Origin of the sequence: Lutibacter sp. (assembly GCF_040883305.1) — a bacterium.
Taxonomy (GTDB): domain Bacteria; phylum Bacteroidota; class Bacteroidia; order Flavobacteriales; family Flavobacteriaceae; genus Lutibacter.
This window is the reverse complement of record NZ_JBFLKT010000276.1, coordinates 1-25,230: the sequence shown is the minus strand read 5'-3', so window position 1 is coordinate 25,230 and position 25,230 is coordinate 1. Positions and strand designations below refer to the sequence as shown.

The following is a 25,230-nucleotide window of genomic DNA, read 5'->3' as shown; positions in this document are numbered from 1 at the left end:
TTACACCAAAAATGCTATTAAGTATGGCATCAGATCCAATAGTTTTTGCAATGGCGAATCCAAATCCTGAAATTAAATACGATTTGGCCGTGAAAACCAGAAAAGATGTAATTATGGCTACAGGTCGTTCTGACCATCCAAATCAGGTAAATAATGTACTTGGTTTCCCTTTTATTTTTAGAGGCGCATTAGATGTTAGAGCAACAAAAATTAATGAAGAAATGAAAATGGCTGCCGTACATGCCTTGGCTAATTTAGCAAAAGAATCTGTGCCAGAACAAGTAAATATTACCTACGGAGAAATTAATATTCAGTATGGTAGAGAATATATTATTCCGAAACCATTTGATGCGCGTTTAATTACAGAAGTGCCTCCAGCCGTAGCAAAAGCAGCAATGGAATCAGGTGTTGCAAAAGAACCAATTAAGGATTGGGAAGCCTATAAAGAAGCATTAGCAGAAAGGTTAGGTACTGGAAGTAAGTTAATGAGAATGATTACCGAACGTGCAAAAGCAAATCCTAAAAGTGTTATTTTTGCAGAAGCCGACCATCTAGATGTTTTAAAAGCAGCACAAATTGTGTATGACGATGGCATAGGAAATCCAATTTTATTAGGGGATAAAGATATTATTAAAGAATTAATGGAGGAATTAAATTTTGAAGCTGACCTTCCAATAATTGATCCAAAATCTGATGAAGAAAAAGAGCGAAGAAATAAATTTGCTAAAATTTTTTGGGAAAAACGCCAACGGAATGGAATCTCATTGTTAGATGCACAAAAATGGATGCGAGAACGTAACTATTTTGCAGCTATGATGGTGAATGAAGGTGAAGCAGATTCTTTGGTAACTGGTTATTCCAGAAGCTACCCAAGCGTGGCAAAACCTATGATAGAACTAATTGGTATGGCAAAAGGTGTTTGCAGAGTTGCAGCAACAAATATTATGATGACTGATAGAGGACCTATGTTTTTCTCAGACACAGCTTTCAATATTAATCCAACAGAACAAGAACTAGTTCAAATTGCTAGAATGACGGATAGAGTTATGCGAATATTTGGTTTAGACCCTCATTTAGCTCTATTATCCTATTCTAATTTTGGTTCAGCAGATTCAAAATCAGCAAATAAAGGTGCTAATGCAGTAGCATTATTGCACGAACATTTTCCAGAAATTAATATTGATGGTGAAATTCAAGCAGATTTTGCACTTACCGGAGCAATGAGAGATGAAAAGTTCCCTTTTTCTAAAATTTATAAGAAAAAAGTAAATGGTCTTATTTTTCCAGATTTAAATTCTGCAAATATCAGCTACAAACTTTTAAAATCATTAAACAATATAGATTCAATTGGGCCAATTGTAATGGGATTAAAAAAACCAGCACATATTTTACAATTGGGCTGCAGTGTAGATGAAATTGTAAATATGGTTTGTGTAGCTATTGTAGATGCACAAGAAAATGCTAAGAATAATACAGATTATTTTACTACATTTGGCTGTTAATAGTCTAAAATGTAATGATCACCCATATTAAAGGAAAATTAATAGAAAAAAACCCTACCTATGTTGTTGTTGAATCAGCAGCTGGGATAGGATATTTATTACATATTTCACTAAACACCTATTCAAGAATTACTAATGATGAATCGGTGTTTTTATACACACATTTATCAATAAAAGAAGATGCTCATACATTATTTGGATTTGTTGATAAAATTGAACGCGAAATTTTTAGATTGCTAATTTCAGTTTCAGGGGTAGGACCAAGTATTGCGCGAACAATGCTATCTTCTATGACAACGGATGAAATTCAACATGCAATTGCTTCAGAGAATGTTGGTGTAATTCAATCTGTAAAAGGCATTGGAGTTAAAACAGCCCAAAGAGTACTGATAGATTTAAAAGATAAGATTCTAAAAACGTATGCTATTGATGAAGTTTCTGTCTCTAAAAGCAATACCAATAAAAATGAAGCGTTATCTGCTTTAGAAGTTTTAGGGTTTGTTAAAAAGCAGGCAGAAAAAACAATTGATAAAATTTTATTGGAAGATAACACGTTAAGTGTTGAAGCTTTAATTAAAAAAGCGCTTAAAAATTTATAAGATTTGAAGAGAACTACATTTATATTCAAAGCATATATTTTAATCATTTTATTGTTGTTTTTTAAAACAACAATAAATGCGCAAACACCACCTGTATCAAAAGTAGAGGATACTTTAAAGGTTGAGAAGACTACAGATTCAATTAAATTAAAGTACCCATTTAATAGTAAACAAGAAGGTGGTTTGTTTTTATCAGATCCTGCAAAATCTGAAATCATCTACGATACTGAGTTAGGAAAATATATTATTGTTGAGAAAATTGGAGATTATTATATAAAACGTCCCGTTTATATGTCTCAAGAAGAATATAAAGAGTACAAACTTAAAAAGGACATGCTTGGTTACTATAAAAATAAAATTAGTGCCACAAATAGCAAAAAATTAGGAAGCGAAGAAGCTCAAAAGAATTTATTACCTACGTATTATGTAGAATCCGATTTTTTTCAATCCATTTTTGGAGGAAATACCATAGAAGTTAATCCAACAGGAGATGTTACTATTAAAATGGGAGCTTTGTACCAAAAAGTTGACAATCCTCAATTATCCGAACGTAATAGAAGTAGTTTTACTTTTGATTTTGATCAACAAATTGGCGCCAGCATTCAGGCAAAAGTTGGAACACGTTTAAAAGTTGGAGCACAATACGATACACAAGCTTCGTTTAATTTTCAAAATCAAATAAAACTTGAATATACACCAACGGAAGATGATATTCTGCAAAAAATTGAAGTTGGAAATGTAAGTATGCCATTAAAAAATTCTTTAATTGTGGGTGCACAAAGTTTGTTTGGTGTTAAAACACAATTACAATTTGGTCGTACAACGGTAACGGGAGTTTTTGCAGAACAAAAATCGCAGACCAGATCTGTTGCGGCGCAAGGCGGTTCAACTATTCAAGAGTTTGAATTACAAACAACGGATTACGACGAAAACAGACACTTTTTCCTGTCGCAATATTTTAGAGATAATTATAATATAGCTTTAAAGGATTATCCGTTAATCAATAGTCCTGTTAATATTACTAAAGTTGAAGTTTGGGTAACCAACAGAAATGCTACCACAGAAGATATTAGAAATATTGTTGCTTTATCAGATATTGGTGAAGGAGACCCTACAAATATTGGACCTGCAAATGTAATTCCAAATCCGGGTTTTCAATATCCTTCAAACGATGCGAATAATATTGTTTCAATTTTAGATAATACCAATCCGGTTAGAAAAATTAGCACAGTTGGAAATGGATTAGCACCTTTTGCAATGCAACAAGGTAGAGATTATTCGGTATTAGAGAATGCTATAAAATTAAGACCAGACGAGTTTAAAATACACCCACAATTGGGTTTTGTTTCATTAAATAGAAGGCTTTCAGATTCCGATGTATTAGCGGTTTCTTTTGAATTTACGGTTAGTGGAGATTCTAAAGTTTATAAAGTTGGTGAATTTACAAGTGACGGTATTATTGCTCCAGATAATATTGTAGTTAAGTTATTGCGTAGTGAAATTATTAGCACAAAAATTCCGATGTGGGATTTAATGATGAAAAACGTGTATTCACTGCAAACATATAGAATGCAACAAGATGGTTTTAGATTAGAGCTTTTATACGCAGATGACGCAACGGGAGTGCCTATAAATGTGTTGCAAAATGCACAAACTCCAAATATTTCAGATAGAACCTTACTAAATTTATTAGATGTTGATAGGTTAGACCAAAGTCAGTTTTCTGTGCCAGAAGGAGATGGATATTTTGATTATGTAGAAGGATCAACAGTAAATTCTGAAAAAGGGTTTATTATTTTTCCAACAGTTGAACCATTTGGAAAAGATTTAAAATCAAAATTAACAGACATTGCTGATGAAAAGTATGTTTTTAATGAATTGTATGAAATAACACAATCTGAAGCTAGAAATAATTTTCAACAAAAAGATAAATACTTAATAAAAGGGTATCATAAATCTGAAAGTGCTAACGGAATTCCTTTAGGCGCTTTTAACGTGCCACAAGGTTCGGTAAGAGTAACAACCGGAGGAAGAGAATTGGTTGAAGGTGTAGATTATGTAGTTGATTATCAAATGGGTCGCGTACAAATTGTGAATCCTAGTTTAGAAGCTTCAAATGCGCCAATTAATGTTTCTGTTGAAAATAATGCCACATTTAATTTACAAACCAAACGTTTTTTTGGGGTTGATATTGAGCACAAATTTTCAGATAAATTTATAGCAGGAGCTACTTTTTTAAATTTAAACGAAAAACCAATTACTCAAAAAGCATTATTTGGACAAGAGCCTATAAATAATACTATTTTCGGACTGAATGCAAATTTTGGAACAGAAGTTCCGTTTTTAACAAAATTGGCAAACAAACTACCAAATATTGACACCGAATATGCATCAAACTTTTCTATTAGAGGAGATTTTGCTTATTTAAAACCAGGTTCTCCAAACAGAATTGAATTAGAAGGAGAAGCAACATCATATGTCGATGATTTTGAAGGTTCTCAAATTCCTTTAGAAATTAAATCCATTCAACAATGGCACATGGCAAGTACACCGCAATATCAAACCCAATTTGATTTAGGTGGAAACGCATCAGATATTACATATGGTTATAAAAGAGCAAAATTATCTTGGTATATTATTGACCCACTTTTTTATGGTGGTTCAACATTAAAACCAGGAAATATAAATAATAACGAGTTGTCTAGAGCAGAGGTTAGAAGAGTAAGGTATGAAGAATTATTTCCTGAGCAGGATTTAGATTTAACTCAATCTACCATTGTAAGAACTTTAGATTTAGCCTATTTTCCAAATGAAAGAGGAAGTTATAATTACGACACAAATAATGTTGGAGGAGATGGTAAATTTACCAATCCGGAAGAGCGTTGGGGTGGAATTACAAGAGCTTTAACTACCACCAACTTTGAGCAATCTAACGTAGAATATATTCAATTTTGGATGATGGATCCTTACGATCATTATTCAATTACAAATACTGAAGGTTTACCAGCTGGAATTAATCCAAACGATCCTACAAATCAAGTGGGAGAATTATATTTTAACCTTGGAAATATTTCTGAAGATGTTTTAAAAGATGGTAGAAAAATGTACGAAAACGGATTGCCGGAAGATCCACTAAGTACAAATAATACCGATGAAACTATTTGGGGTAAAATACCTACAAATCAATCTTTATTATACGCGTTTAGCGATAATGATAATGAACGTTTAAATCAGGATATTGGATTTGATGGATTAAACGATCAAGAAGAAATAGCAAAATTCGGAACAAGTTTTGGACCAGATCCAGCAAACGATAACTATAGCTATTTTAGAAGTTCGGAATATGATAATTCTGATGCTTCCATAATTACACGTTATAAAAAGTATAATAACACACAAGGAAACTCACCAACAAATAATTTATCAACTGAAAATTATCCAACTTCTGCAACAACGTATCCAGATACAGAAGATATAGATAAAGATCAAACAATGAATTCTGTTGAAAGTTATTATCAATATAAAGTTTCATTAAATAAAAGCGATTTAGTTGTTGGACAAAACAATATTGTTGATGAGAAAATAGTAAATGTAACTTTAGAAGATGGAAGTCAAAAGCAATTTAGATGGTTGCAATTTAGAATTCAAGTTGGTACGCCAGATGAAGTTATAAATGATATTACAGGTTTTAATTCCATTCGTTTTATGCGTATGTTTTTAACCAAGTTTAAAATGCCAATAGTATTGCGTTTTGGTGAATTACAATTGGTGAGAGGAGATTGGAGACGTTATACAAAAACATTGGACGAAAATATTGTTCCACCTCAAAATTTAACAAATACAGAATTACAAAATTTTGAAGTTGGGGTTGTTAATATTCAAGAAAACGAAGATAGAAGACCAATTCCTTATGTATTGCCTCCTGGAATAAAACGAGAAATTTTAAGAGGAAGTACAACCTTACAAAAGCAAAATGAACAATCTTTATCACTGAAAGTTACCGATTTAGAATCTGATGATTCCAGAGCTATCTTTAAAAATGTTCGTGTGGATTTAAGAATGTATAAACATTTAAAAATGTTTTTACACGCAGAAGGTGTGCAAACACGACCACAAGTTCAAAATGACGAGTTAAAAGCCATAATTAGATTAGGAAGCGATTTAAACGACAACTATTATCAGATTGAAAAACTATTAACCATTTCAGATTATGGAGTTTCTTCCGCAATAGAAATATGGCCAGAAGAAAATAATTTAGATGCTTTTTTAGAAGATTTAGGAAAGTTAAAATTATTAAGGTTTGAAGAAGGAATTGCTCCAAACATTGTTTATCCAGCTGTTGGAATGCCTTCCCCAATTGAAGGACTAGAAGGGTATGAAATTAGAGTAAAAGGAAATCCAAATCTATCAAACATTAAAACCATAATGTTAGGTGTTAAAAACGTTTCTAATGCAAGTCAAAGTGCAGAAGTTTGGTTTAATGAAATGCGTGTTGCAGAGTTTGATAATGATGGAGGTTGGGCAGCAGTTGTAAGTGCAGATGCAAATATTGCAGATTTTGCAGATGTGGCGGTTACAGGACGTATGGAAACTAAAGGATTTGGAGGTATTGAGCAACGTGTAAACGAGCGTAGCCAAGAAGATACAAAATTATACGATCTCGTAACTAATGTAAATGTTGGTAAGTTATTGCCAAAAAATTGGGGTGTTTCACTACCATTAAGTTACAGTGTTTCTGAAGAGGTAAAAGATCCAAAATACGATTCTCAATACCAGGATGTTTTATTTGAAGATACCAATTTAGAAAACAGTCCAAATAGAGAAAGTAGTCAGGATTATACAAAACGAAGAAGCATTAGTTTAATAAATGTTAGAAAAGAATTTAATCCAAATTCTGAGCGTAAACAACGTTTTTACAATGTAGAAAATTTATCCGTTTCTTACGCTTATAACGAAACTTACCATAGAGATTATAATGTGCAAAAATTTGTTGACCAAAATGTTAGGGCTTCAGCTAATTATAACTATAGTTTTGAACCAATAAGTATAGAGCCTTTTAAAAACTGGGGCACGTTAAATAGTAAATATTTTAAGTTTATAAAAGATTTTAATGTAAACTTAATTCCTTCAACAATTTCGGTAAATTCTAATATTTTTAGAACATATAACGAGCAGTTATCAAGAAGTTTAATTGAAGGTTTACCACAACTTCCAACGTTAAAGCAACGTCATTTTATGTTCGATTGGGATTATACAATTGGCTATAATTTAACCAAATCTCTACAATTTAACTTTAGAGCTGCAAATAACTATTTATACGACGATTTTAATGCGGCAGATGAGATTCAAATATTCGATAATTTCTTTTCAATAGGAAGGCCAGATCATTACCATCAAACATTAAATGGAACTTATAAAATTCCAATTAATAAATTACCATTATTAGATTTTATTAATGCAGATTATACGTATGCAGCAGATTTTGACTGGCAGGCATCTTCACAATCCTATATAGATAAAGTGGGGAATGTTATTCAAAATACAAATACTCATTCTTTGGGAATAGATGTAGATTTTAACAAGTTTTATAAAAATATTGGACTCACAAAATTATTCAATAAAAAGAAATCAACTACTAGTAATGTATCCAATAATACTGTTACAAATAGAATTAGTAAAAAGAAAAAATCGCCAGGAGAAACTGCAAAAGAAGGAATTTATAACTTACTAACAGCTGTTAAAAAAGCACGATTTAATTATTCAGAAAATAATGGTACTTATTTACCAGGTTATATTCCAGAAGTTGGGTTTTTAGGTCGCGATAATTTTAATGGTGGCGTAGCTCCATCGCTTGGTTTTGTATTTGGGAGTCAGATAGATATTCGTGAACGTGCATTGGAAAACGGTTGGTTGTTGTCTAGAAGTGAAGCAGATCCATACTATAACAAAACCTATAGTGTTACGCATATGAATAAGTTTGACGCTACTATTACGGTAGAACCATTTCCAGATTTTGACATAGAATTACGAGGGAATAAAACCTATACAAAAAACACTTCTCAGCAATTAGATGTTGTAGATAATGTTTTAACAGATTCACCAATTTCACAAGTTGGTAATTTTATGATTAGTCATAATATGTTAAAAACAGCTTTTTCAAATAGCGATGAAAATTTTGAAGAATTTAAAGCAAACAGACTTATTATAGCGCAAAGGTTGGCGCAGGCATCTGGAGCATCAATCGATGGTTTTGGAGCTACAAGCCAGCAAGTTTCATTGCCGGCATTCTTAGCGGCATATTCAGGTAAAGATGCCACCAAAATAGATTTAAATGCTTTTAGAGATGTGCCAATACCAAGTTGGAACATTAATTATAAAGGTTTAATGAAAATGAAATGGTTTAAAGAAACCTTTAGAAGTTTTTCACTTTCCCATAGTTACGATTCCAGATATTCAATATTAAGTTTTAGTAATAACTTGGAATACAATGCTCAAGATCCTTACACAGAAACAGACATTGTAGGTAATTATTTTAACAAAATTTTATTTACAAATGTCGATTTAATTGAAGAATTTAGTCCTTTGTTAAAAGTAGATATGAAAATGAAAAATTCAATTTCTTTTACAGGAAGAGTTGATAAAGATAGACGGCTAACATTAAATTTTAACAACAATACAATTACCCAAATGAAAGGGATGGAATATGTGATTGGAATGGGATATAGGTTTAAAGATTTAGCAATGAAATTTAGATTTGGAGGGAAATTAACCAAATTAAAAGGAGATTTAGATTTAAGAGCAGATTTATCTTTAAGAGATAACAAAACAGTAATTAGAGCTATTGATGAAGATAACAATCAAGTAACTGGAGGTCAACGTTTATTATCGTTTAAGTTTTTCGCAGACTACGCAATTAATAAAAACCTAACGGCTTCGTTTTACTTCGATCAAAGTTCTTCGAAATATGCAATTTCAACAACCTTCCCAAGGCAATCAGTTAGTTCTGGGTTAAGTGTTAGATATGTATTAGGAAATTAAATAAATTATCAAAAATAAAATCAAAAAATAAAATTAAAAATGAGTATTCCAGCAGAATTAAAATACACAAAAGATCACGAATGGGTTAGAGTAGAAGGAGACTTAGCAACCATTGGTATCACGCATTTTGCACAAGGTGAATTAGGTGATATTGTTTATGTAGATGTAGATACATTAGACGAAACAATTGAAAAAGACGAAGTTTTTGGATCAGTTGAAGCTGTAAAAACGGTTTCAGATTTATTAATGCCTATTTCAGGTGAAGTAACTGAATTTAACGAAGCGTTAGAAGACGAACCAGAAAAAGTAAACACAGATCCGTATGGCGAAGGTTGGATGATTAAAATCACTATATCAGATGCCTCTCAACTAGAAGAATTATTATCAGCAGAAGATTATACAGCATTGATTGGGGCATAAACTTTTTTTATTTTTAGCAATTTTTATTACAATAATTATTGGATGGGGTAGCCTAATTACAATCGGTAATGCTATGCCATCAACTATAAATATTTCAGATAAAGCAATTCATTTAACTGCGTATCTAATACTAACATTGTGTTGGTTAATTGCATATAAAAATAAACTTAAAGGTTTGAAAACCAATGCTTATATAGTTTTTTTGATATTTTTTTATGGCATAATTATTGAAGTGTTACAAGCAACTATTACTACTAATAGACAATTTGAAATTAAAGATATAGTAGCAAATACTATTGGAATTATGTTAGGTTTTACAGTTTTTAAAGTGCTTACACAAAAAAAACTTTTGAAATAGAAAAATATTATTGTAAAAGTTGTTATAAAATTATTAAATTAGCGAACTATAAATATTTTACAGATGCAGATTAAAAAAAATCCAAAAGCGAATCTAGAAAACTACAGCAAGTTATTTATGCAATTAGGTCTAGTTTTAGCATTATTGGTGGTTTATTTGGCCATTGAGAAAAAAACGTATGATAGAGTTATCGAAAATTTAGGACCTGTTGTTTTAAATATGGATGATGAAGAACAAACAATTGAAATAGAACAAGTTAAGCCGCCAGAGCCAAAAACTCCGCCACCACCAACTCCAGATAAAATTGAAGTTGTTGAGGATGAAGAAGAAATTGAGGAAACTGTAATAGAATCTACTGAAACAGATGAAGACGAAGCTGTTGAAGTTGAAGAAATTATAGAAGTTGAAGAGGAAGAAGAAGTAATGGAAGATGTTCCGTTTGCAATTATTGAAGATGTTCCTGTATATCCAGGTTGTAAGGGAAATAAAGCTGAATTAAGAGCTTGTTTACAAGAACAAATTACAAAACACGTTAACAGAAAATTTAATGCAGATTTGGCTTCAGATTTAGGACTTGCTCCTGGTGTTAAACGTATTTTTGTAGTGTTCAAAATAGATAAAACAGGTAATATTACAGATGTAATGGCACGTGCACCACACAAAAGGTTACAAGAAGAAGCAATTAGAGTGGTAAATTCATTACCAAAAATGACTCCTGGTAAACAAAGAGGTAGACCAGTAGGTGTAAAATATAGTTTGCCTATCGCTTTTAAAGTTGAATAGTAAATAAATTTATAAAAATTTAAAAGCCATCTTGTTAAAGGTGGCTTTTTTTATGCAAAATAATTGGTATAAACTGTCATTTAGAATGTTTTTCTATATTTGTTAAAAGGGATATTTTATGAAGAGTTATTTAAAAGTTATTTTTGTTGTATTAAGTTGTCATTATATAAGCGCACAATCTATTGAAAATGATACCATTACAAGATTAGCTTCCATAATATATACAGTGAATGGAAATAAAGTATCGTTCAATCCCGAAACTCCAGAATTAAATCAAATTGCTGGTGCACCAAAAGCATTCTATACCTACTACTGGGAGTTCGGAGATGGAAATCATAGTTTTAAAAAAGATCCAGAACACGTTTGTAAAGATAAAGGCACTTATAAAGCACAACTTTCTGTAACCAATAATTATGATGACGGAAGACCACCAAGCACAAGGCCTAAAGATGTTAGTATAACAACTGTTAATCAAAATATTAATTCAAATCAAAATCAACAGTTATTAGCCAATCATAATGGTTTTAGGTTACAAACAAATAGAGAACCAATGCCAGAAGAGGAAATGCAATTTATTGTAAGTTATGGTAACAATAAAGACTATGCTACCAGCGGAAAGTTGTATTTATTTTTTAATGAAACCAAATATAAAGACAAAAATTTTGATTTGGTCGATGTGCGGCTTCATAACAACGAACAAGAAATATCCGATGAAATTATTGTTGATAATAGTAGCTATATTTCAAAGAATGAATTAATTCAAACAACTGGAATTAGTACTTTTTTAGATGATAAACTATTAATTTCCGATACATTAAAACAAAACCTGCCATTAACATTAGAAGAAGGGAAATTATCTTACCAAGATGTAAAAGTGTACGATTTTAATGAAATGCAAGCTAATGAAGAACGCAATATGTTTTTTACATTTAAAACTACACCAGAAATGTTGAAAGACACTAGTGCGGTTATTTCAATAAGAAGTATTTACGTTCCTGAAAGAGGAAACGATGCACATAAGGTTTTAACAAAGGAAATGGAGATAGTAACGTCTCACGATCCAAACAAAATGGCGGTTTACGACACGCGTTTAAATTACAGGTTGGTACGTTTCAAAAAATTGAAATACAAAGTACGGTTTCAAAACGATGGAGAAGGCCCTGCGAGACTTATAAAACTAAATGTTGATATTCCTAAAATGTTAGACAAATCTACTTTAGAAGTGTTAGATATGTATCCAAAATGTAAAATTTGCCCTGAAGAGGAAGTTAGGTACAGTTGTTTAGATACTATTATTAGTAAAGACCAGATTTCATTTCAATTTAAAAATATTTATTTGCCAGGAACCGCTCAAAAAGGAGTTCACGATAAAGATTCTACCAAGGGTTTTGTAAAATATGCATTAAAATTTGGAAAAGATTTTCATAAGGTAAAATCAAAAAGTAAAACAGCAATTATATTCGATAAAAACGAACCAATAATTACAAATACTTCAACATCGAGGTTTAAACCAGGAATCTCTATTGGTGTAAAAGCTGGTTATAATAGTTTTCCAGACTTAAATGACTCTAAAAGCTACTTTATAGGTGCTACAATTTCACCTTATAAATCATATAAAAAGTATTTGCAAGCAGAAATAATGATGAGTACGCACGAGTTTTTAGACTTTAAAAGTATATCTGAAGAAGTTGGAATTTTAGATATACCAGGAGCAGTAGTTGATAACGCTATAAAATTTGAAGAGAGTTCCTTAACAACTAATAAGTTGAATGTTGATGTTGTTCCAGTATCATTTCGATACAATTTAAATGGAGTTATTGGATTAGGAATTGGGCCACAAATTTCTTTAGATGTTTCTAATGAGGTGGAAACTACAACTTCTACAGAATATTATACTTATTTTAACAATCGGGTTGGAAAACTTATTGAAGGTGCTTCTTCAACATCAACTACAGTCGAAAATAATCCGTTTACAGATATTAAATACGGTATTTTTGGAGACATTACTATTGGAGCTTCCAGAATTGGACCAAGTGTGGGAGCGCGTTATATTTATAATTTTAATGAACCAGATGCACAACTTCATTTTTATGCCATTTGGAAAATTTAAAAATTTCAGATGCTAAAAAAGAAGTTAATTTTTCTATTTATCTTTTGTAATTATTTAGTTTCAGCACAGCTACAAAACAATAGTTTTATAACAACTATTAATGCTTTAAAAAAACAAAATAATTACTCGGAATATATTTATGTGCATTTAGATGAATTTGCTAAAAACCCAACACTTCAAAATTTAGAAATTTTTAAAAATCTCGAGAACAATTTATGGAGAAACCCTATAAATAAAAATGAAAATACTGCACAGCTTTATTTTTATATTAATTATGCATTTCAATTAAAGCAATTAGGGTTTATAGATGAATCTATAAATTATTATGAAAAAGGCTATTCACACTATAAAAAGAATGCAATTGATTACAATATTATAGAATATTGCTTAAAACCACTAGCCAATAATTACACACGACTTGGAGATTCTGATAGAGCTGAAGACATTATTATAATTACGATTGAACAGGCAGTTTTAGAAAAAAATAAAGAGCAAATCGCCTCAGGCTATTTAAATTTAGCAATTGTTTACTGGTCAAAGGGAGCTAATCTAGAAGCAATAAATTACTTGAATTTAGGACTTCAAAATACCGATTCAAATAGTTTAAAGGCAACAATTAATTCCAATTTAGCAATTAATTATTTGATGTTAGAGACAATTGAAAAGGCAGTTTACCATGTAAACTTGTCTAACAAATTAAATTTGAATAATGATGCATCAATTTTAGCACGAAATTTCAATACCTTGGGAAGTTGTTTTCTTCTGAAAAAAGAATTTGATACTGCTTTAATTGAATTTAATAATGCCTTAAAATTTGCCAAAACTGCATTTGGAAATAATGATAGGGAAGTTGCAAAAATTTACAATCAAATTGCTGCCATTTACAGACTTCAGGACGATACTAAAAAATCTTTAGAAACGTATCAAAAAGCATTAAGTTCTTTGTTACCAAATTATATTCCTAAAAATGAATTTGAAAATCCGAAAAGCACCTTTTTCTATCCTGAAAATACGTTAAAACAAGCATTAGACGGTAGGGCAAGTAATTTTGAGCAAATCAATAATTTTGAAGCAGCATTAAAAAACTATGAGTTATCATTTATTGTTGAAAAGGAACTTAATAGCACGTATTTAAGTCAGAATGCTAAATTATTACAACAACAAGAAAATAGAAGTAGAAGTGAAAAATGTGTTGCCTTGTGTTATACTTTATATGAACAAACAAAGGCAATTAGTTGGATTGAAAAAGCTTTTGAATTTACTGAATTAACAAAAGCCTCAGTTTTATTAGAAAACAAACAGCTTGTAGCCTCTAAATCAACTATTAAAAATGGCAGTTTATTTATTAAAGAAACAGCCTTAACATTTAAAAAAGCACAATTAAATAAAAGTATTACAATTGAACAGTTAAAAAATGAAACTGCATCTATAAGCTTATTGGCAGCATTAACAAAAGAACGTGTAAATGTTGTGCAGGAAATTCAGTTACTAAATCAGGAAATTAATTTAAAATACCCAAATTTAAAATCGGACTTAAATAAAATTGTTACTGTTAAAACAATACAAGATAACCTTTTGGATAATAATGAATTGTTACTAGAGTTTTTTGATGGTTCAACCCACGTGTATATTTTTTCAATTTCAAAAGATAATCCGATTTCAGTAAAAAGAATAGAAAAAACTTCGGAATTTAAAGAAGAAATTGCTCAGTTTTTAGCCTTATTTTCAGACGCTAGAGGTACTGCACTTCAAAATAACATGCAACAATACAAAGCATTAGCTTTTAGTTTGTTCAAGCATTTATTTGATAAAGATTTATATAAAAATATAATCATAATACCAGATGGTTTATTTTCATTTTTGCCTTTTGATACACTATTAACATCAGAAACAACAATTAATAATCTACCTATCAGACAATCAGGTTTCGATAAATTGCCTTATTTAGTGCATAAAACCAATATTAGTTATGGATATTCAGCTTCAATTTTATGGAGCGATTCTAATATAGTTAATCAAAAAAATGATAAACTATTAGGGTTTTTTCCTGTATTTAAAAACAATCACAGAAATTTAGCAGAACTAAGTTATACAGCACTAGAAGCTACAAGTATAAAAAAGGAAATTGATGGAAATTTTTTAATTGCTGAAGCCGCTACCAAGAATGCTTTTAATAATAGAAATGAAGACTATACTATTTTACATCTTTCAACGCACGCAACTGCTGGCGATTTTTATACGCCACCTGCCATTGAGTTTTATAATGAAACGTTGTATTTACCAGAAATTTATGGTTATAATTTAAATTACGATTTAGTGGTATTAAGTGCTTGTGAAACAGGTATTGGTACTTTAAGAAAAGGTGAAGGTGTTTTAAGTTTGGCAAGAGGTTTTTCGTTTGCAGGTGTTAAGAATTTAATAGTTTCATTTTGGAAAGTAAACGATAAATCTACTGAACAATTAATGGCAGGTTTTTATAAAAATTATAAAAACACAGGAAGTAAATCTGAAGCATTACATACTTCAAAATTAGATTATTTAGAAGATGCTTCTATTCCAGCACTAAAAAAATCGCCTTATTATTGGGCAAGTTTTATCTATTTTGGAGAAGTAACACCTGTTGCAGAACAAAATAATATGTATTGGTGGATTTTAATTGTATTTATTGCGATGTTTGGTAGCATTATCTTTTTTAAAAATAGTAGATTTGGGCTAAATAAAGACACATGAAACTAAAAAATATTCTTTTCAGAAAGGGCTTCGTTAAAATTAAATTGAAGAAAATAAATACCAATCATTTTGAAGTAAAAGCAAGATTAAATGGTGTAAAAGGACGCTTTATTTTAGATACTGGAGCTTCAAATTCTTGTTTAGATATTACTTTAGCAGACCAATTTAAATTAAAAGTAGAAGAATCTGAAACCAAGGCAGCAGGAGCAGGCGCTATTGGAATGGAAACTAAAATAGCGACAAATAATACTATTAAGTTTAAAGGTTGGAAGTATAAAAATTTCAGTTTAGTGTTGTTGGATTTAACGCATGTAAATACTGCGCTAACTGAACACAATGCAAAAGCTGTACACGGTATTATTGGCGCCGATATTTTAGAAAAAGGTGAAGCAATTATAGATTATAAAAACCAATGTGTCTATTTAAAAAAGATAGTTTATAAGTTTTAAGTTCAAATACTGTTTCATTTTTCAATACCTTTTTTCGACTGATTTTTTATTTTTATAAAAAAAATCAACTTCAGGCAACCTTTTGCATACAATTTGCGTCTTTATAAATATACTATCAATTTGACCTTAGAAAGTTGTCAAAAATAAATTGGTAAAAATAATAGCAAGTTGTGAAAATTATTCAATTATTTAAAAACGAAGAAAAGCTTATTAAAAAAGCGATTCAAAATAACCGAGCAGCACAACAGCGGTTGTATTATTTACATGCACCCAAAATGCTAAGTGTATGCAGGTATTATATAAAAGATGTTCAGTTTGCGGAGGAAGCAATGTTAAACGGATTTTTAAAAGTTTTTAGCAACTTAAATAAATTTGAAAATAATGGAAGTTTTGAAGGTTGGATTCGACGGATTATGATACGAGAATCAATTTCTTTTTTAAGAAAAAAACAGCACATTGAATTTGCAACTGATGTAACTGAATTTAAAGAAACTACGGTTAATGCTGTTTATTCTGAAATGGATGTTGCAGAAATTCAACAATTAATTGATGCACTTCCAGATGGTTATAAAATTGTTTTTATGATGTATACCATTGAAGGATACAAACATCAAGAAATAGCAACCTTATTGAATATTTCTGAAGGAACTTCAAAATCACAGTTATTTAAGGCACGAAAAATCCTTCAGAAAAAAATTATTAAACTAAATAAAACAAGCAATGGAACCTTATAAATTTGAACAGGATATAAAAAACAAGCTTGAGAAAAGAACTATTAATCCTACTGAAAAATCTTGGGATAAATTAGCGGATTCTTTAGAGTCTAAATCTGAAAAAAACGGAACAAAAGTTTGGTATTTATTAGGTATTGCAGCAAGTGTTGTTGGAGTTTTATTTATGGCTTCAATATTTATTAAAAAAGATAAAGAAAAAACAACACCAATTATTGTTGATAGTCCGATTCCTGAAAAAGAAGATGCTACCAAGGCCGTTGTAGTTGAAACAAATTCAACAGAAACCGATATTTTAAAAAGTATAAAAACCAATGATAATGCACCAAATTTAATTGTTGAAAGTCCTAAAAAATCAATTTCTAAATCCATAATCCATTCAGATAAAATTTTAGAAACTACTAAAATTTCTGAAATTAATACTTTAGATAAAGTTGCTGTAATAAATTACGAAAATCTTAAAAAAGATAGTGCAAAAACAACTTCTGAAGACCAAAAAATTGAGGCGCTAATAACTAAGATTGAAGCATTAAAATCAGAACATTTAACAGTAACAGATACCGATATTGATGCACTTTTAATGAACGCTCAGAAAGAATTGGCTTTGCAAAAAATATATGATGAAAGTGTAAAAACGGTTGATGCTTATAAACTACTTCAAGACGTTGAAGCAGATGTAGATAAATCGATTAGAGTGAAGTTTCTAGAAACTTTAAAAATGAATTTTGAAAATATGAAAACAGTAATTGTGCAACGAAACGATTAATAATTGAATGTTAAAATTAAAAACACAGACCATGCAAAATATAATAAAATATGTATTTCTGATAGCAATTGCCATAAGTTCGCAATTTTTACAAGCTCAGGACATTAGTAATGATGAAAAAATTAAAATTTTAAATGAGCAAAAAGATAAAATTACTACTGAAGAAAAAGATTTTTTAAAAAAGGAAGTAGAAATTATAATTAAACGTTTTGAGAATGGAGAAATTACCAGTGAAAAAGCAGAATTATTAAAAAAAGAAGCCGCTAAAAAAAGGGCTTTGAATATTGAAAATAGAACAGCCATCATAGATAATAAAATTGCATTGTTAAAACGTAATGTAAATGGGTATGATGTAAAAACGGCTAAAGGAGAAAAAACTATTTTAAGAATAGGCAGTAGTGAAGATTCGGGAGATGATTTTATTTTTATCGGTAATCCGGCAAATGATAAACCTAAAAAATACGATAGAAAAACCTATAGCGATTTTGTTCTTGCTTTTGGTTTAAACAATGCAATTATTGAAGGTGAGAAGTTGGACGATTCGCCGTATAAATTTGGGGGATCTCGTTTTTTCGAATTAGGTTGGGCTTGGAAAACCAGGGTATTTAATGCATCTAATTTTGTTAGATTTAAATATGGTTTTTCCATTCAAATTAATGGCTTGAAACCAACTGATAATAATTATTTTGTTCAGAATGGGGATGCAACTAATTTGGAAGTTTTTCCAAATGATTTAAAAAAAGCTAAACTCAATATAACAAATTTAGTAATGCCAATTCATTTTGAATTTGGTCCTTCTAGAAAAACAGTAAAAGATAATTATTTTAGATACAATACTTACAATAAATTTAAATTAGGAATAGGTGGTTATGCAGGATTCAACATTGGAACACGACAAAAATTAAAATATACTGTTGATGGCGAAAAGGTAAAGGATAAATTAAAACGAGATTACAATACAAGTAATTTAGTGTACGGTTTGAGTTCTTATGTTGCTTTTAAAAATGTTGCATTATATGCAAAATACGATTTAAGTCCAATTTTCAAGAATCAAGATATAGAGCAAAATAACGTATCTTTAGGTATTAGATTTGATATGGATTAACATAATATTTAAAATTGCCTAATATTATTTTAGGCAATTTTTAGTTATTCTTTAAAGTATTAAACGCATAAGTAAAAATACCACCAACATAAAAAAGATTGTGGTTAATTCCGTTTGCTACAGACAAATCAAAAGTAAATTGTTCATTAAAATTGCAACCAAATCCAGTTACAATATTTACTGAAGAAAACTTATTATTTGCAAAATCTCCAAAAGTTTCTATAAAAAAGTGATATTTTGAACTAGTATCATAATTAAGGTTTATAATATAAAATGCGGATTTTGAATTATCAGTTTCAACTACGTAGCCTAGATTGTACGTAAGTAAAAACTTTTCAGATATAGTGTTGGCTAAGTTCAACGAAACGATGCTTCCAATTTTAGCGATTTTAAATTTAGAATCTGTTGGTAAAATTGCTCTTACCATTATAGATGTTTCTGGAATAAAGTGTTGTTCCTTCCATAGATTTAAGGAAACTCCAAATTGAATATCATCAAACTTGTTTAACGAATGAATTAAATGGTCTTTCTCCCAAAGTTCTTCTTTTATAATTGGGGTATTTAATTGCAGTTCTAAATTTGTTGTTACGCCAAATCGGAATAAAGCACTTGGAATACTCCAGGATTTTTTGGTTTCATTATTTTCTTTTTGAATTGTGTAAACAGATTCAAGTTCTATTTGCAAGATGTTTTTAGCTATGGATGAAGGGGCTTCAACAGTTTGAGCATAAATTGTTGGACAAATTAATAAAAGCAATATTCCAATAAGGTTTAAAAATAATTTTCTCATTTCAAGTTTAATATTCTTGCGCAAAACTATTTTTATTTAGTCTAAATAAAAATGACTTTAGTCATAAAACGAAAAAAAGCCGAACAAACTTGTTCGGCTTTAAATTTATTTGGAATACTGAATTATAATTCCAATGCTTTTTTAGGATTGTTATCCATTAAAATTTCAATCGGATTTTCTAAAGCTTCTTTAACAGCAACTAAGAAACCAACAGATTCTCTTCCATCAATAATTCTATGGTCATAAGAAAGCGCCACATACATTATTGGTCTAATAACTACTTCACCATTAACTGCAACTGGACGTTCTACAATATTATGCATTCCTAAAATTCCACTTTGAGGTGGGTTAATAATTGGTGTAGATAACATAGAACCAAAAACACCACCATTTGTAATAGTAAAAGTACCACCTGTCATTTCATCAACAGTAATTTGTCCATCTCTAGCTCTTATTGCTAAACGTTTTACTTCACTTTCAACACCTCTAAAACTTAAGTTTTCAGCATTTCTAATAACAGGAACCATCAATCCTTTTGGCCCTGAAACAGCTATTGAAATATCTTGAAAATCGTGTGAAATTTTATAATCTCCGTCTAACATAGAATTTACGTCTGGGTACATTTTTAAAGCACGTACAATGGCTAAAGTAAAAAAACTCATAAAGCCTAAGCCAACTCCATGTTTTGCTTTAAAACCTTCTTTAAACTCTTTACGCAAATCAAAAATAGGTTTCATATCTACTTCATTAAAAGTAGTAAGCATTGCGGTTTCATTTTTAACAGAAACCAAACGTTCAGCCACTTTTCTGCGCAACATAGAAAGTTTACTTCTTTCTGAACCTCGAGATCCACTAGTTGGAGTTCCCATACTTGGAACTGCTTTTACGGCGTCATCTTTTGTAATTCGACCATCTTTTCCTGTTCCTTTTATTTCTGAAGCGGAAATCGCTTTTTCAGCTAATACTTTTTTAGCTGCAGGAGAAGCAACACCGCTTGCATAGGTTGTTTTAGTTGCTGTAGGTTGAGTTTCAACTTTAGGAGTTGCAGTTTCAATTGTTGCTTTTGTATCGGTTGCCGCACCTTCTGGTTTTGGAGCATCCATATCAATTAAGCAAACTATTGCTCCAACTGCAATGGCATCACCTTCTTCAGCTTTTAAAGTAATAATTCCACTTTCTTCAGCAGGTAATTCTAAGGTTGCTTTGTCTGAATCTACTTCAGCAATTGGTTGATCTTTTTCAACATAATCACCATCTTCAACAAGCCAAGCTGCAATTTCTACTTCTGTGATTGATTCTCCCGGAGAGGGAACTTTCATTTCTAAAATCATGTTGTTATTTTTTTAGTCTATTATTGACGATTTTTTTATTCGTTAGTTTGAAATACGTTATCTAATATTCGTTGATGTCTTCTTTTAAAACGTGCCGATGAACCTGCGGCTGGAACTGCATAAAATGGTTGTGAAGCCACTTCTAAATGCACTAACCTAAAACGTTGCAACATATAACTCCAAGCACCCATATTTTCAGGTTCTTCTTGGGCCCAAACATAGTTTTTTACGTTCGGATATTTATCAATAATCTGTTGTAATTTTTCTAAATGCAGCGGAAACAGTTGTTCAATTCTTACAAAAGCAATGTCGTTTCTTTCTAAAGTTGTTCTTTCTGCTAATAAATCATAATAAAATTTACCAGTACAAAATACTAATTTAGTTACGTTTTCTGGAGCTATGTTATCATCTATAACTTCTTGAAAACTTCCATTTGCAAATTCATCTAAACATGAAGTAACTAAAGGATGACGTAACAAGCTTTTTGGTGTAAATACAATAAGTGGTTTTCTGTATTTACGTTTCATTTGGCGACGTAACAGGTGATAAAAGTTTGCTGGAGTTGTACAATCTGCAACAATCATATTATCTATGGCACATAATTGTAAAAAACGTTCCATACGTGCAGATGAATGCTCAGAACCTTGACCTTCATAACCGTGTGGTAATAAAATAACAATACCATTTTGAAGTTTCCATTTGTCCTCCGCAGCCGATAAATATTGGTCGAAAATAATTTGTGCACCGTTGCTAAAATCTCCAAATTGAGCTTCCCAAATGGTTAATGTATTTGGGTTTGCCATGGCGTATCCATAATCGAATCCTAAAACACCGTATTCGGATAACAAAGAATTATAAATATACATTTGTCCTTGCTTTTCGCTAATGGTGTTCAACAAATTTATTCTTTCTTCAGAAATTTCATCACGTAAAATTGCGTGGCGATGACTAAATGTGCCTCGTTCTACATCTTGTCCAGAAATACGAACATCAAAACCTTCTTGAAGCAGACTTCCATAAGCTAAAGTTTCGCCCATTCCCCAATCAATTTTATCAGTTTCAAAAATCATTTTATTTCGGTCTCTTAATATACGCTCGGCTTTTCTTAAAAATTTTACACCTTCTGGAACTGTAGAAACAATTTTTGAAATTTCTTGTAATTTAGTTTTCTCATAACCTGTATTTTCAGAAAACAACATTGCATCTAACCTATGTCTGTTAAAATCTTTCCAGGTATCTTGCATAAATTCTCTAACCTTAGAAGTTTCGGCTTCTTTAGAAAGCTGATACTCTTTTTCTAATAAATTTTTAAATTTGGCAATACTATTATTTAAAAAAGCAGCATCAATGGTGCCTTCAGCAATTAATTTTTGAGCATAAATATCTCTCGGATTTTTATGTTTAGCAATAGCTTTGTACAATTTTGGTTGTGTAAAGCGAGGTTCATCACCTTCGTTATGTCCATATTTTCTATAACCTAATAAATCTATAAAAATATCACGCTTAAATTTCATTCTAAAATCTAAAGCCATTTCAGTTGCATGTACAACTGCTTCAACATCATCTGCATTTACGTGTAATACGGGAGATAATGTAACTTTGGCAACATCGGTACAATAGGTACTAGATCTGGCATCCAAATAATTGGTAGTAAAACCAATTTGATTATTTACAACAATATGAATAGTTCCACCAGTTGAGTACCCGGGTAATTGACTCATTTGTGTAACTTCATAAACTAAACCTTGTCCGGCTATTGCTGCATCACCGTGAACAATAATTGGTAGTATTTTTGAATTATTTCCGCCATAGGTTTTGTCTATCCTTGCTCGTGCGATACCTTCAACAATTGGTCCAACAGTTTCTAAATGTGAAGGATTTGGAACTAAGTTCATTTTTAGTTCCTTATTATTTTTTAAAGTTTTACTTATGGTTAAGCCTAAATGATATTTAACATCACCATCTATGGTTTCGTCTTCAAAATCTTTACCCTCAAACTCGCTAAAAACATCGCGAATTGGTTTTCTAAAAATATTTGTTAATGTGTTTAGACGACCTCTATGTGCCATTCCCAAAACAAATTCATCTACATCATAAATTTCGGCAGCATTTCTGATAACTGAACTTATTGCAGGGATTAAAGTTTCTCCACCTTCTAATGAAAAACGCTTTTGACCCACATATTTGGTTTGTAAAAAGTTTTCAAAAGTAACAGCCTGATTTAATTTCTGAAGAATATATTTTTTAGATTCAACAGAATAATTTGGGTGGTTAGAGTTTCTATTTAATTGTTTTTGAAGCCATTTTATTTCTTCTGGATTTCGAATATACATATATTCAACGCCAATAGAATCGCAATAAATAGTTTTAAGGTGTTTTATGATGTTTCGAAGGGTGTTTTTACCAGATCCAATCATACTACCTGCATCAAAAACAGTATCTAAATCGTTTTCGGAAAGACCAAAATTTTCGATATCTAGCGTAGGCGTATATTGCCTGCGGGCTCTTACAGGATTTGTTTTAGTAAATAAATGACCACGTGTTCTGTAACCATTAATTAAATCAATAACTTTGAATTCTTTAAATACATTATCCGGAATTTGAACTTTGGCATCTGTTAATGAGTAGTTTTCATTTGCAAAATCATATCCTTGAAAAAAACTTCTCCAACTTGCCTCTACACTATCAGGATTTATTAAATACTGGTCGTATAAATCGGCTATAAATTCTGTATGTACAGCATTTAAAAATGAAAATTTATCCATATTTTATGTTAGTAGTCTATGTTAAAGTTAACTGGACAAAAATACAACTTTTACTAAAACTATCATTTTAATTAAGTTATTTTATGAATTATTATAGAATTGATAAAAATTAAGGAATTACGCTATTAAAGTGATTTTTAAGATACTTTATTTATGATAAATAATAAAAAGCAGTTAAAAAATAGTATTTTTTTGAATCTCTAAAATTTTAATTTACAAGTGTTTATAAATTTAGAAATCAATAACTAAAAAAAAAACACATTTTTTTCAAAAAAAAATTGCAAAAAGAAGAAAAGCTTGTATATTTGCACTCGCAAAAGCAAATTGCATTCCTCCTTAGCTCAGTTGGTTAGAGCATCTGACTGTTAATCAGAGGGTCCTTGGTTCGAGTCCAAGAGGGGGAGCAAAATATAAAACCTGCATTTATGCAGGTTTTTTTGTGCAATAAAACCGCCCTAGAAATTTATGAAGTTTTGTTTTTTAGTATTTTTTATGTTTTTTTCTTATGTAATATTTTGTCAAGAAATTGGTAGTATTGAAAAAAGTGGACATTTTATAAAACTGTACAAATCCAATAACATTTTCTCTTTCAAATATTCAGATACGGAATCAATGAATTTCAAAAAAGAATTTGTATTTTCTTTTACTGATAAAAATAATTTTTATTCGATACTAATTAATGGTTTTAACAACACTAAAGGTCATCAAATTATACTTCAAACTAGCAATGATACTATTGTAAAACTAAATTACAAGAAAGTTAAAGGTGAGTTAATGCTTTATGTTTATCAGAACAACCTTAATAGTAAAACTTCAGGAAGGAGTACCTTTTTTACAAAAAAACAATTTATTGAACTTTTTGGAATACAACAAAAGGTTTAGTGCTACTGCTTTTTAGATTCTAAGATTTTAATTTTAACAAAAAGGAAAAGAGATTAATTTATTTTATGAAAATTTAGTAATTTTAATGTTCTAAATACCTATGTCCTATGGAACTAAACTTTCCCTTATTTGCTGGTATTATCGCAGCAATGTTACATGTTATTGCTGGTCCAGATCATTTAGCTGCTGTAACTCCTTTTGCAATTGAAAGTAAAAAGAAAGCTTGGAAAGTTGGCTTGTTTTGGGGCGTAGGACATTTATTAGGAATGTTATTTATAGGAGTTTTATTTTTATTTTTTAAAGAATTAATTCCTATTGAAAAAATATCTGAACATAGTGAGCAATTTGTCGGTATAGTATTGATTGGTTTGGGACTATGGATTTTTTTTAAAATATTTAAAGCCGAAAAACACCATAAACATACACATGTTCATACTAAGAATAATCCTTTAATTCATAAACATGAGCATATTCATAATGGAGAAAAAACGCACAACCATTCGCATCCAAATTTAAAACAAGGTAATATTGCCTCATTATCTGTTGGTTTTATACACGGTTTGGCTGGTATAGCTCATTTTTTACTTTTTTTACCTGTAATTGGATTTACTTCTATGGTAGATTCTTCAAAATATATAATTGGTTTTGCTATAGGAACGTTGCTTGCAATGATTTCTTTTGCAATTGTAATTGGAAGAATTTCAGATTTTTCAAAGAAAGACCACAATGAAACCTTTTTTAAAGGAATTCGTTTTGCCGGTGGTTTGTTTGCTTTAGTTGTTGGTATTTATTGGACAATTGCAAATTAACAAAAAAGTATATTTATTAAGTAATATTTTAGAAAGTGTAACACCAATTTGTGGTTCTTTAG

General features: G+C 30.4%; 17 protein-coding genes and 1 tRNA gene. 15 read left to right on the top strand and 3 right to left on the bottom strand.

The window, feature by feature from the left end:
* The 12 genes from AB1Z17_RS08650 to AB1Z17_RS08595 form a co-directional block, all read left to right on the top strand.
* Positions 1–1,502, top strand: a 1,502-nt coding sequence (locus AB1Z17_RS08650; RefSeq protein WP_368051405.1) for a phosphate acyltransferase, incomplete at its 5' end; no start/stop codon positions are given.
* A 14-nt stretch (positions 1,503–1,516) separates the two neighbouring features.
* Positions 1,517–2,101: a Holliday junction branch migration protein RuvA gene (gene ruvA, locus AB1Z17_RS08645; RefSeq protein WP_368051404.1), complete on the top strand. Its 585-nt coding sequence runs from the start codon at positions 1,517–1,519 to the stop codon at positions 2,099–2,101.
* Between the two features lie 3 nt (positions 2,102–2,104).
* Positions 2,105–9,139, top strand: coding sequence for a cell surface protein SprA (gene sprA / locus AB1Z17_RS08640; RefSeq protein WP_368051403.1), 7,035 nt, complete (start codon positions 2,105–2,107; stop codon positions 9,137–9,139).
* A gap of 39 nt (positions 9,140–9,178) precedes the next feature.
* The gene (gene gcvH, locus AB1Z17_RS08635; RefSeq protein WP_368051402.1) at positions 9,179–9,559 is read left to right on the top strand and encodes a glycine cleavage system protein GcvH; all 381 of its coding nucleotides are present in this window, start codon (positions 9,179–9,181) and stop codon (positions 9,557–9,559) included.
* A complete protein-coding gene (locus tag AB1Z17_RS08630) occupies positions 9,549–9,917 on the top strand; it encodes a VanZ family protein (RefSeq protein ID WP_368051401.1) in 369 nt (122 codons plus the stop codon). The genes gcvH and AB1Z17_RS08630 overlap by 11 nt, the downstream gene beginning before the upstream one ends.
* 63 nt (positions 9,918–9,980) lie before the next feature.
* Positions 9,981–10,700 (top strand): energy transducer TonB, encoded by a 720-nt coding sequence (locus AB1Z17_RS08625; RefSeq protein ID WP_368051400.1) that lies wholly within the window; start codon positions 9,981–9,983, stop codon positions 10,698–10,700.
* A gap of 118 nt (positions 10,701–10,818) precedes the next feature.
* Positions 10,819–12,810, top strand: a complete 1,992-nt coding sequence (locus AB1Z17_RS08620) for a PKD domain-containing protein (protein WP_368051399.1) — start codon at positions 10,819–10,821, stop codon at positions 12,808–12,810.
* A 9-nt stretch (positions 12,811–12,819) separates the two neighbouring features.
* The gene (locus AB1Z17_RS08615; protein ID WP_368051398.1) at positions 12,820–15,540 is read left to right on the top strand and encodes a CHAT domain-containing protein; all 2,721 of its coding nucleotides are present in this window, start codon (positions 12,820–12,822) and stop codon (positions 15,538–15,540) included.
* Positions 15,537–15,989 carry a retropepsin-like aspartic protease gene (locus AB1Z17_RS08610; RefSeq protein WP_368051397.1) on the top strand — a complete coding sequence of 151 codons (453 nt, stop codon included), beginning with the start codon at positions 15,537–15,539 and terminating at the stop codon, positions 15,987–15,989. Before AB1Z17_RS08615 ends, AB1Z17_RS08610 begins: the two co-directional genes overlap by 4 nt.
* Positions 15,990–16,159: 170 nt before the next feature.
* Positions 16,160–16,723: an RNA polymerase sigma factor gene (locus AB1Z17_RS08605; RefSeq protein ID WP_368051396.1), complete on the top strand. Its 564-nt coding sequence runs from the start codon at positions 16,160–16,162 to the stop codon at positions 16,721–16,723.
* Positions 16,710–17,486, top strand: a complete 777-nt coding sequence (locus AB1Z17_RS08600) for a hypothetical protein (RefSeq protein ID WP_368051395.1) — start codon at positions 16,710–16,712, stop codon at positions 17,484–17,486. Before AB1Z17_RS08605 ends, AB1Z17_RS08600 begins: the two co-directional genes overlap by 14 nt.
* Before the next feature lie 31 nt (positions 17,487–17,517).
* On the top strand, positions 17,518–18,591 hold the full coding sequence (locus AB1Z17_RS08595; RefSeq protein ID WP_368051394.1) for a hypothetical protein: 1,074 nt from the start codon (positions 17,518–17,520) through the stop codon (positions 18,589–18,591).
* Between the two features lie 40 nt (positions 18,592–18,631).
* Here the strand turns inward: AB1Z17_RS08595 and AB1Z17_RS08590 are convergent, their stop codons facing one another.
* The 3 genes from AB1Z17_RS08590 to AB1Z17_RS08580 form a co-directional block, all read right to left on the bottom strand.
* On the bottom strand, positions 18,632–19,381 hold the full coding sequence (locus AB1Z17_RS08590) for a transporter (RefSeq protein WP_368051393.1): 750 nt from the start codon (positions 19,379–19,381) through the stop codon (positions 18,632–18,634).
* Positions 19,382–19,503: 122 nt separating this feature from the next.
* Positions 19,504–20,712, bottom strand: a complete 1,209-nt coding sequence (odhB, locus tag AB1Z17_RS08585; protein WP_368051392.1) for a 2-oxoglutarate dehydrogenase complex dihydrolipoyllysine-residue succinyltransferase — start codon at positions 20,710–20,712, stop codon at positions 19,504–19,506.
* Positions 20,713–20,747: 35 nt separating this feature from the next.
* On the bottom strand, positions 20,748–23,477 hold the full coding sequence (locus tag AB1Z17_RS08580) for a 2-oxoglutarate dehydrogenase E1 component (RefSeq protein WP_368051391.1): 2,730 nt from the start codon (positions 23,475–23,477) through the stop codon (positions 20,748–20,750).
* A gap of 330 nt (positions 23,478–23,807) precedes the next feature.
* Here AB1Z17_RS08580 and AB1Z17_RS08575 point away from each other — a divergent pair.
* The 3 genes from AB1Z17_RS08575 to AB1Z17_RS08565 all read left to right on the top strand — a co-directional run bounded on the left by AB1Z17_RS08575 (position 23,808) and on the right by AB1Z17_RS08565 (position 25,168).
* Positions 23,808–23,881 (top strand) — tRNA-Asn (locus tag AB1Z17_RS08575).
* Positions 23,882–24,089: 208 nt separating this feature from the next.
* Positions 24,090–24,359, top strand: coding sequence for a hypothetical protein (locus AB1Z17_RS08570; protein ID WP_368051390.1), 270 nt, complete (start codon positions 24,090–24,092; stop codon positions 24,357–24,359).
* 107 nt (positions 24,360–24,466) lie between these two features.
* The gene (locus AB1Z17_RS08565; RefSeq protein ID WP_368051389.1) at positions 24,467–25,168 is read left to right on the top strand and encodes a sulfite exporter TauE/SafE family protein; all 702 of its coding nucleotides are present in this window, start codon (positions 24,467–24,469) and stop codon (positions 25,166–25,168) included.
* The last annotated feature ends 62 nt before the right edge of the window (positions 25,169–25,230 follow it).

Coding starts and splice junctions, on each gene's coding strand:
- ruvA (WP_368051404.1), top strand. CDS start 1,517: ATGATCACCCATATTAAAGGAAAATTAATAGAAAAAAACCCTACCTAT.
- gcvH (WP_368051402.1), top strand. CDS start 9,179: ATGAGTATTCCAGCAGAATTAAAATACACAAAAGATCACGAATGGGTT.
- AB1Z17_RS08625 (WP_368051400.1), top strand. CDS start 9,981: ATGCAGATTAAAAAAAATCCAAAAGCGAATCTAGAAAACTACAGCAAG.
- AB1Z17_RS08620 (WP_368051399.1), top strand. CDS start 10,819: ATGAAGAGTTATTTAAAAGTTATTTTTGTTGTATTAAGTTGTCATTAT.
- AB1Z17_RS08615 (WP_368051398.1), top strand. CDS start 12,820: ATGCTAAAAAAGAAGTTAATTTTTCTATTTATCTTTTGTAATTATTTA.
- AB1Z17_RS08610 (WP_368051397.1), top strand. CDS start 15,537: ATGAAACTAAAAAATATTCTTTTCAGAAAGGGCTTCGTTAAAATTAAA.
- AB1Z17_RS08600 (WP_368051395.1), top strand. CDS start 16,710: ATGGAACCTTATAAATTTGAACAGGATATAAAAAACAAGCTTGAGAAA.
- AB1Z17_RS08595 (WP_368051394.1), top strand. CDS start 17,518: ATGCAAAATATAATAAAATATGTATTTCTGATAGCAATTGCCATAAGT.
- AB1Z17_RS08590 (WP_368051393.1), bottom strand. CDS start 19,381: ATGAGAAAATTATTTTTAAACCTTATTGGAATATTGCTTTTATTAATT.
- odhB (WP_368051392.1), bottom strand. CDS start 20,712: ATGATTTTAGAAATGAAAGTTCCCTCTCCGGGAGAATCAATCACAGAA.
- AB1Z17_RS08580 (WP_368051391.1), bottom strand. CDS start 23,477: ATGGATAAATTTTCATTTTTAAATGCTGTACATACAGAATTTATAGCC.
- AB1Z17_RS08570 (WP_368051390.1), top strand. CDS start 24,090: ATGAATTTCAAAAAAGAATTTGTATTTTCTTTTACTGATAAAAATAAT.
- AB1Z17_RS08565 (WP_368051389.1), top strand. CDS start 24,467: ATGGAACTAAACTTTCCCTTATTTGCTGGTATTATCGCAGCAATGTTA.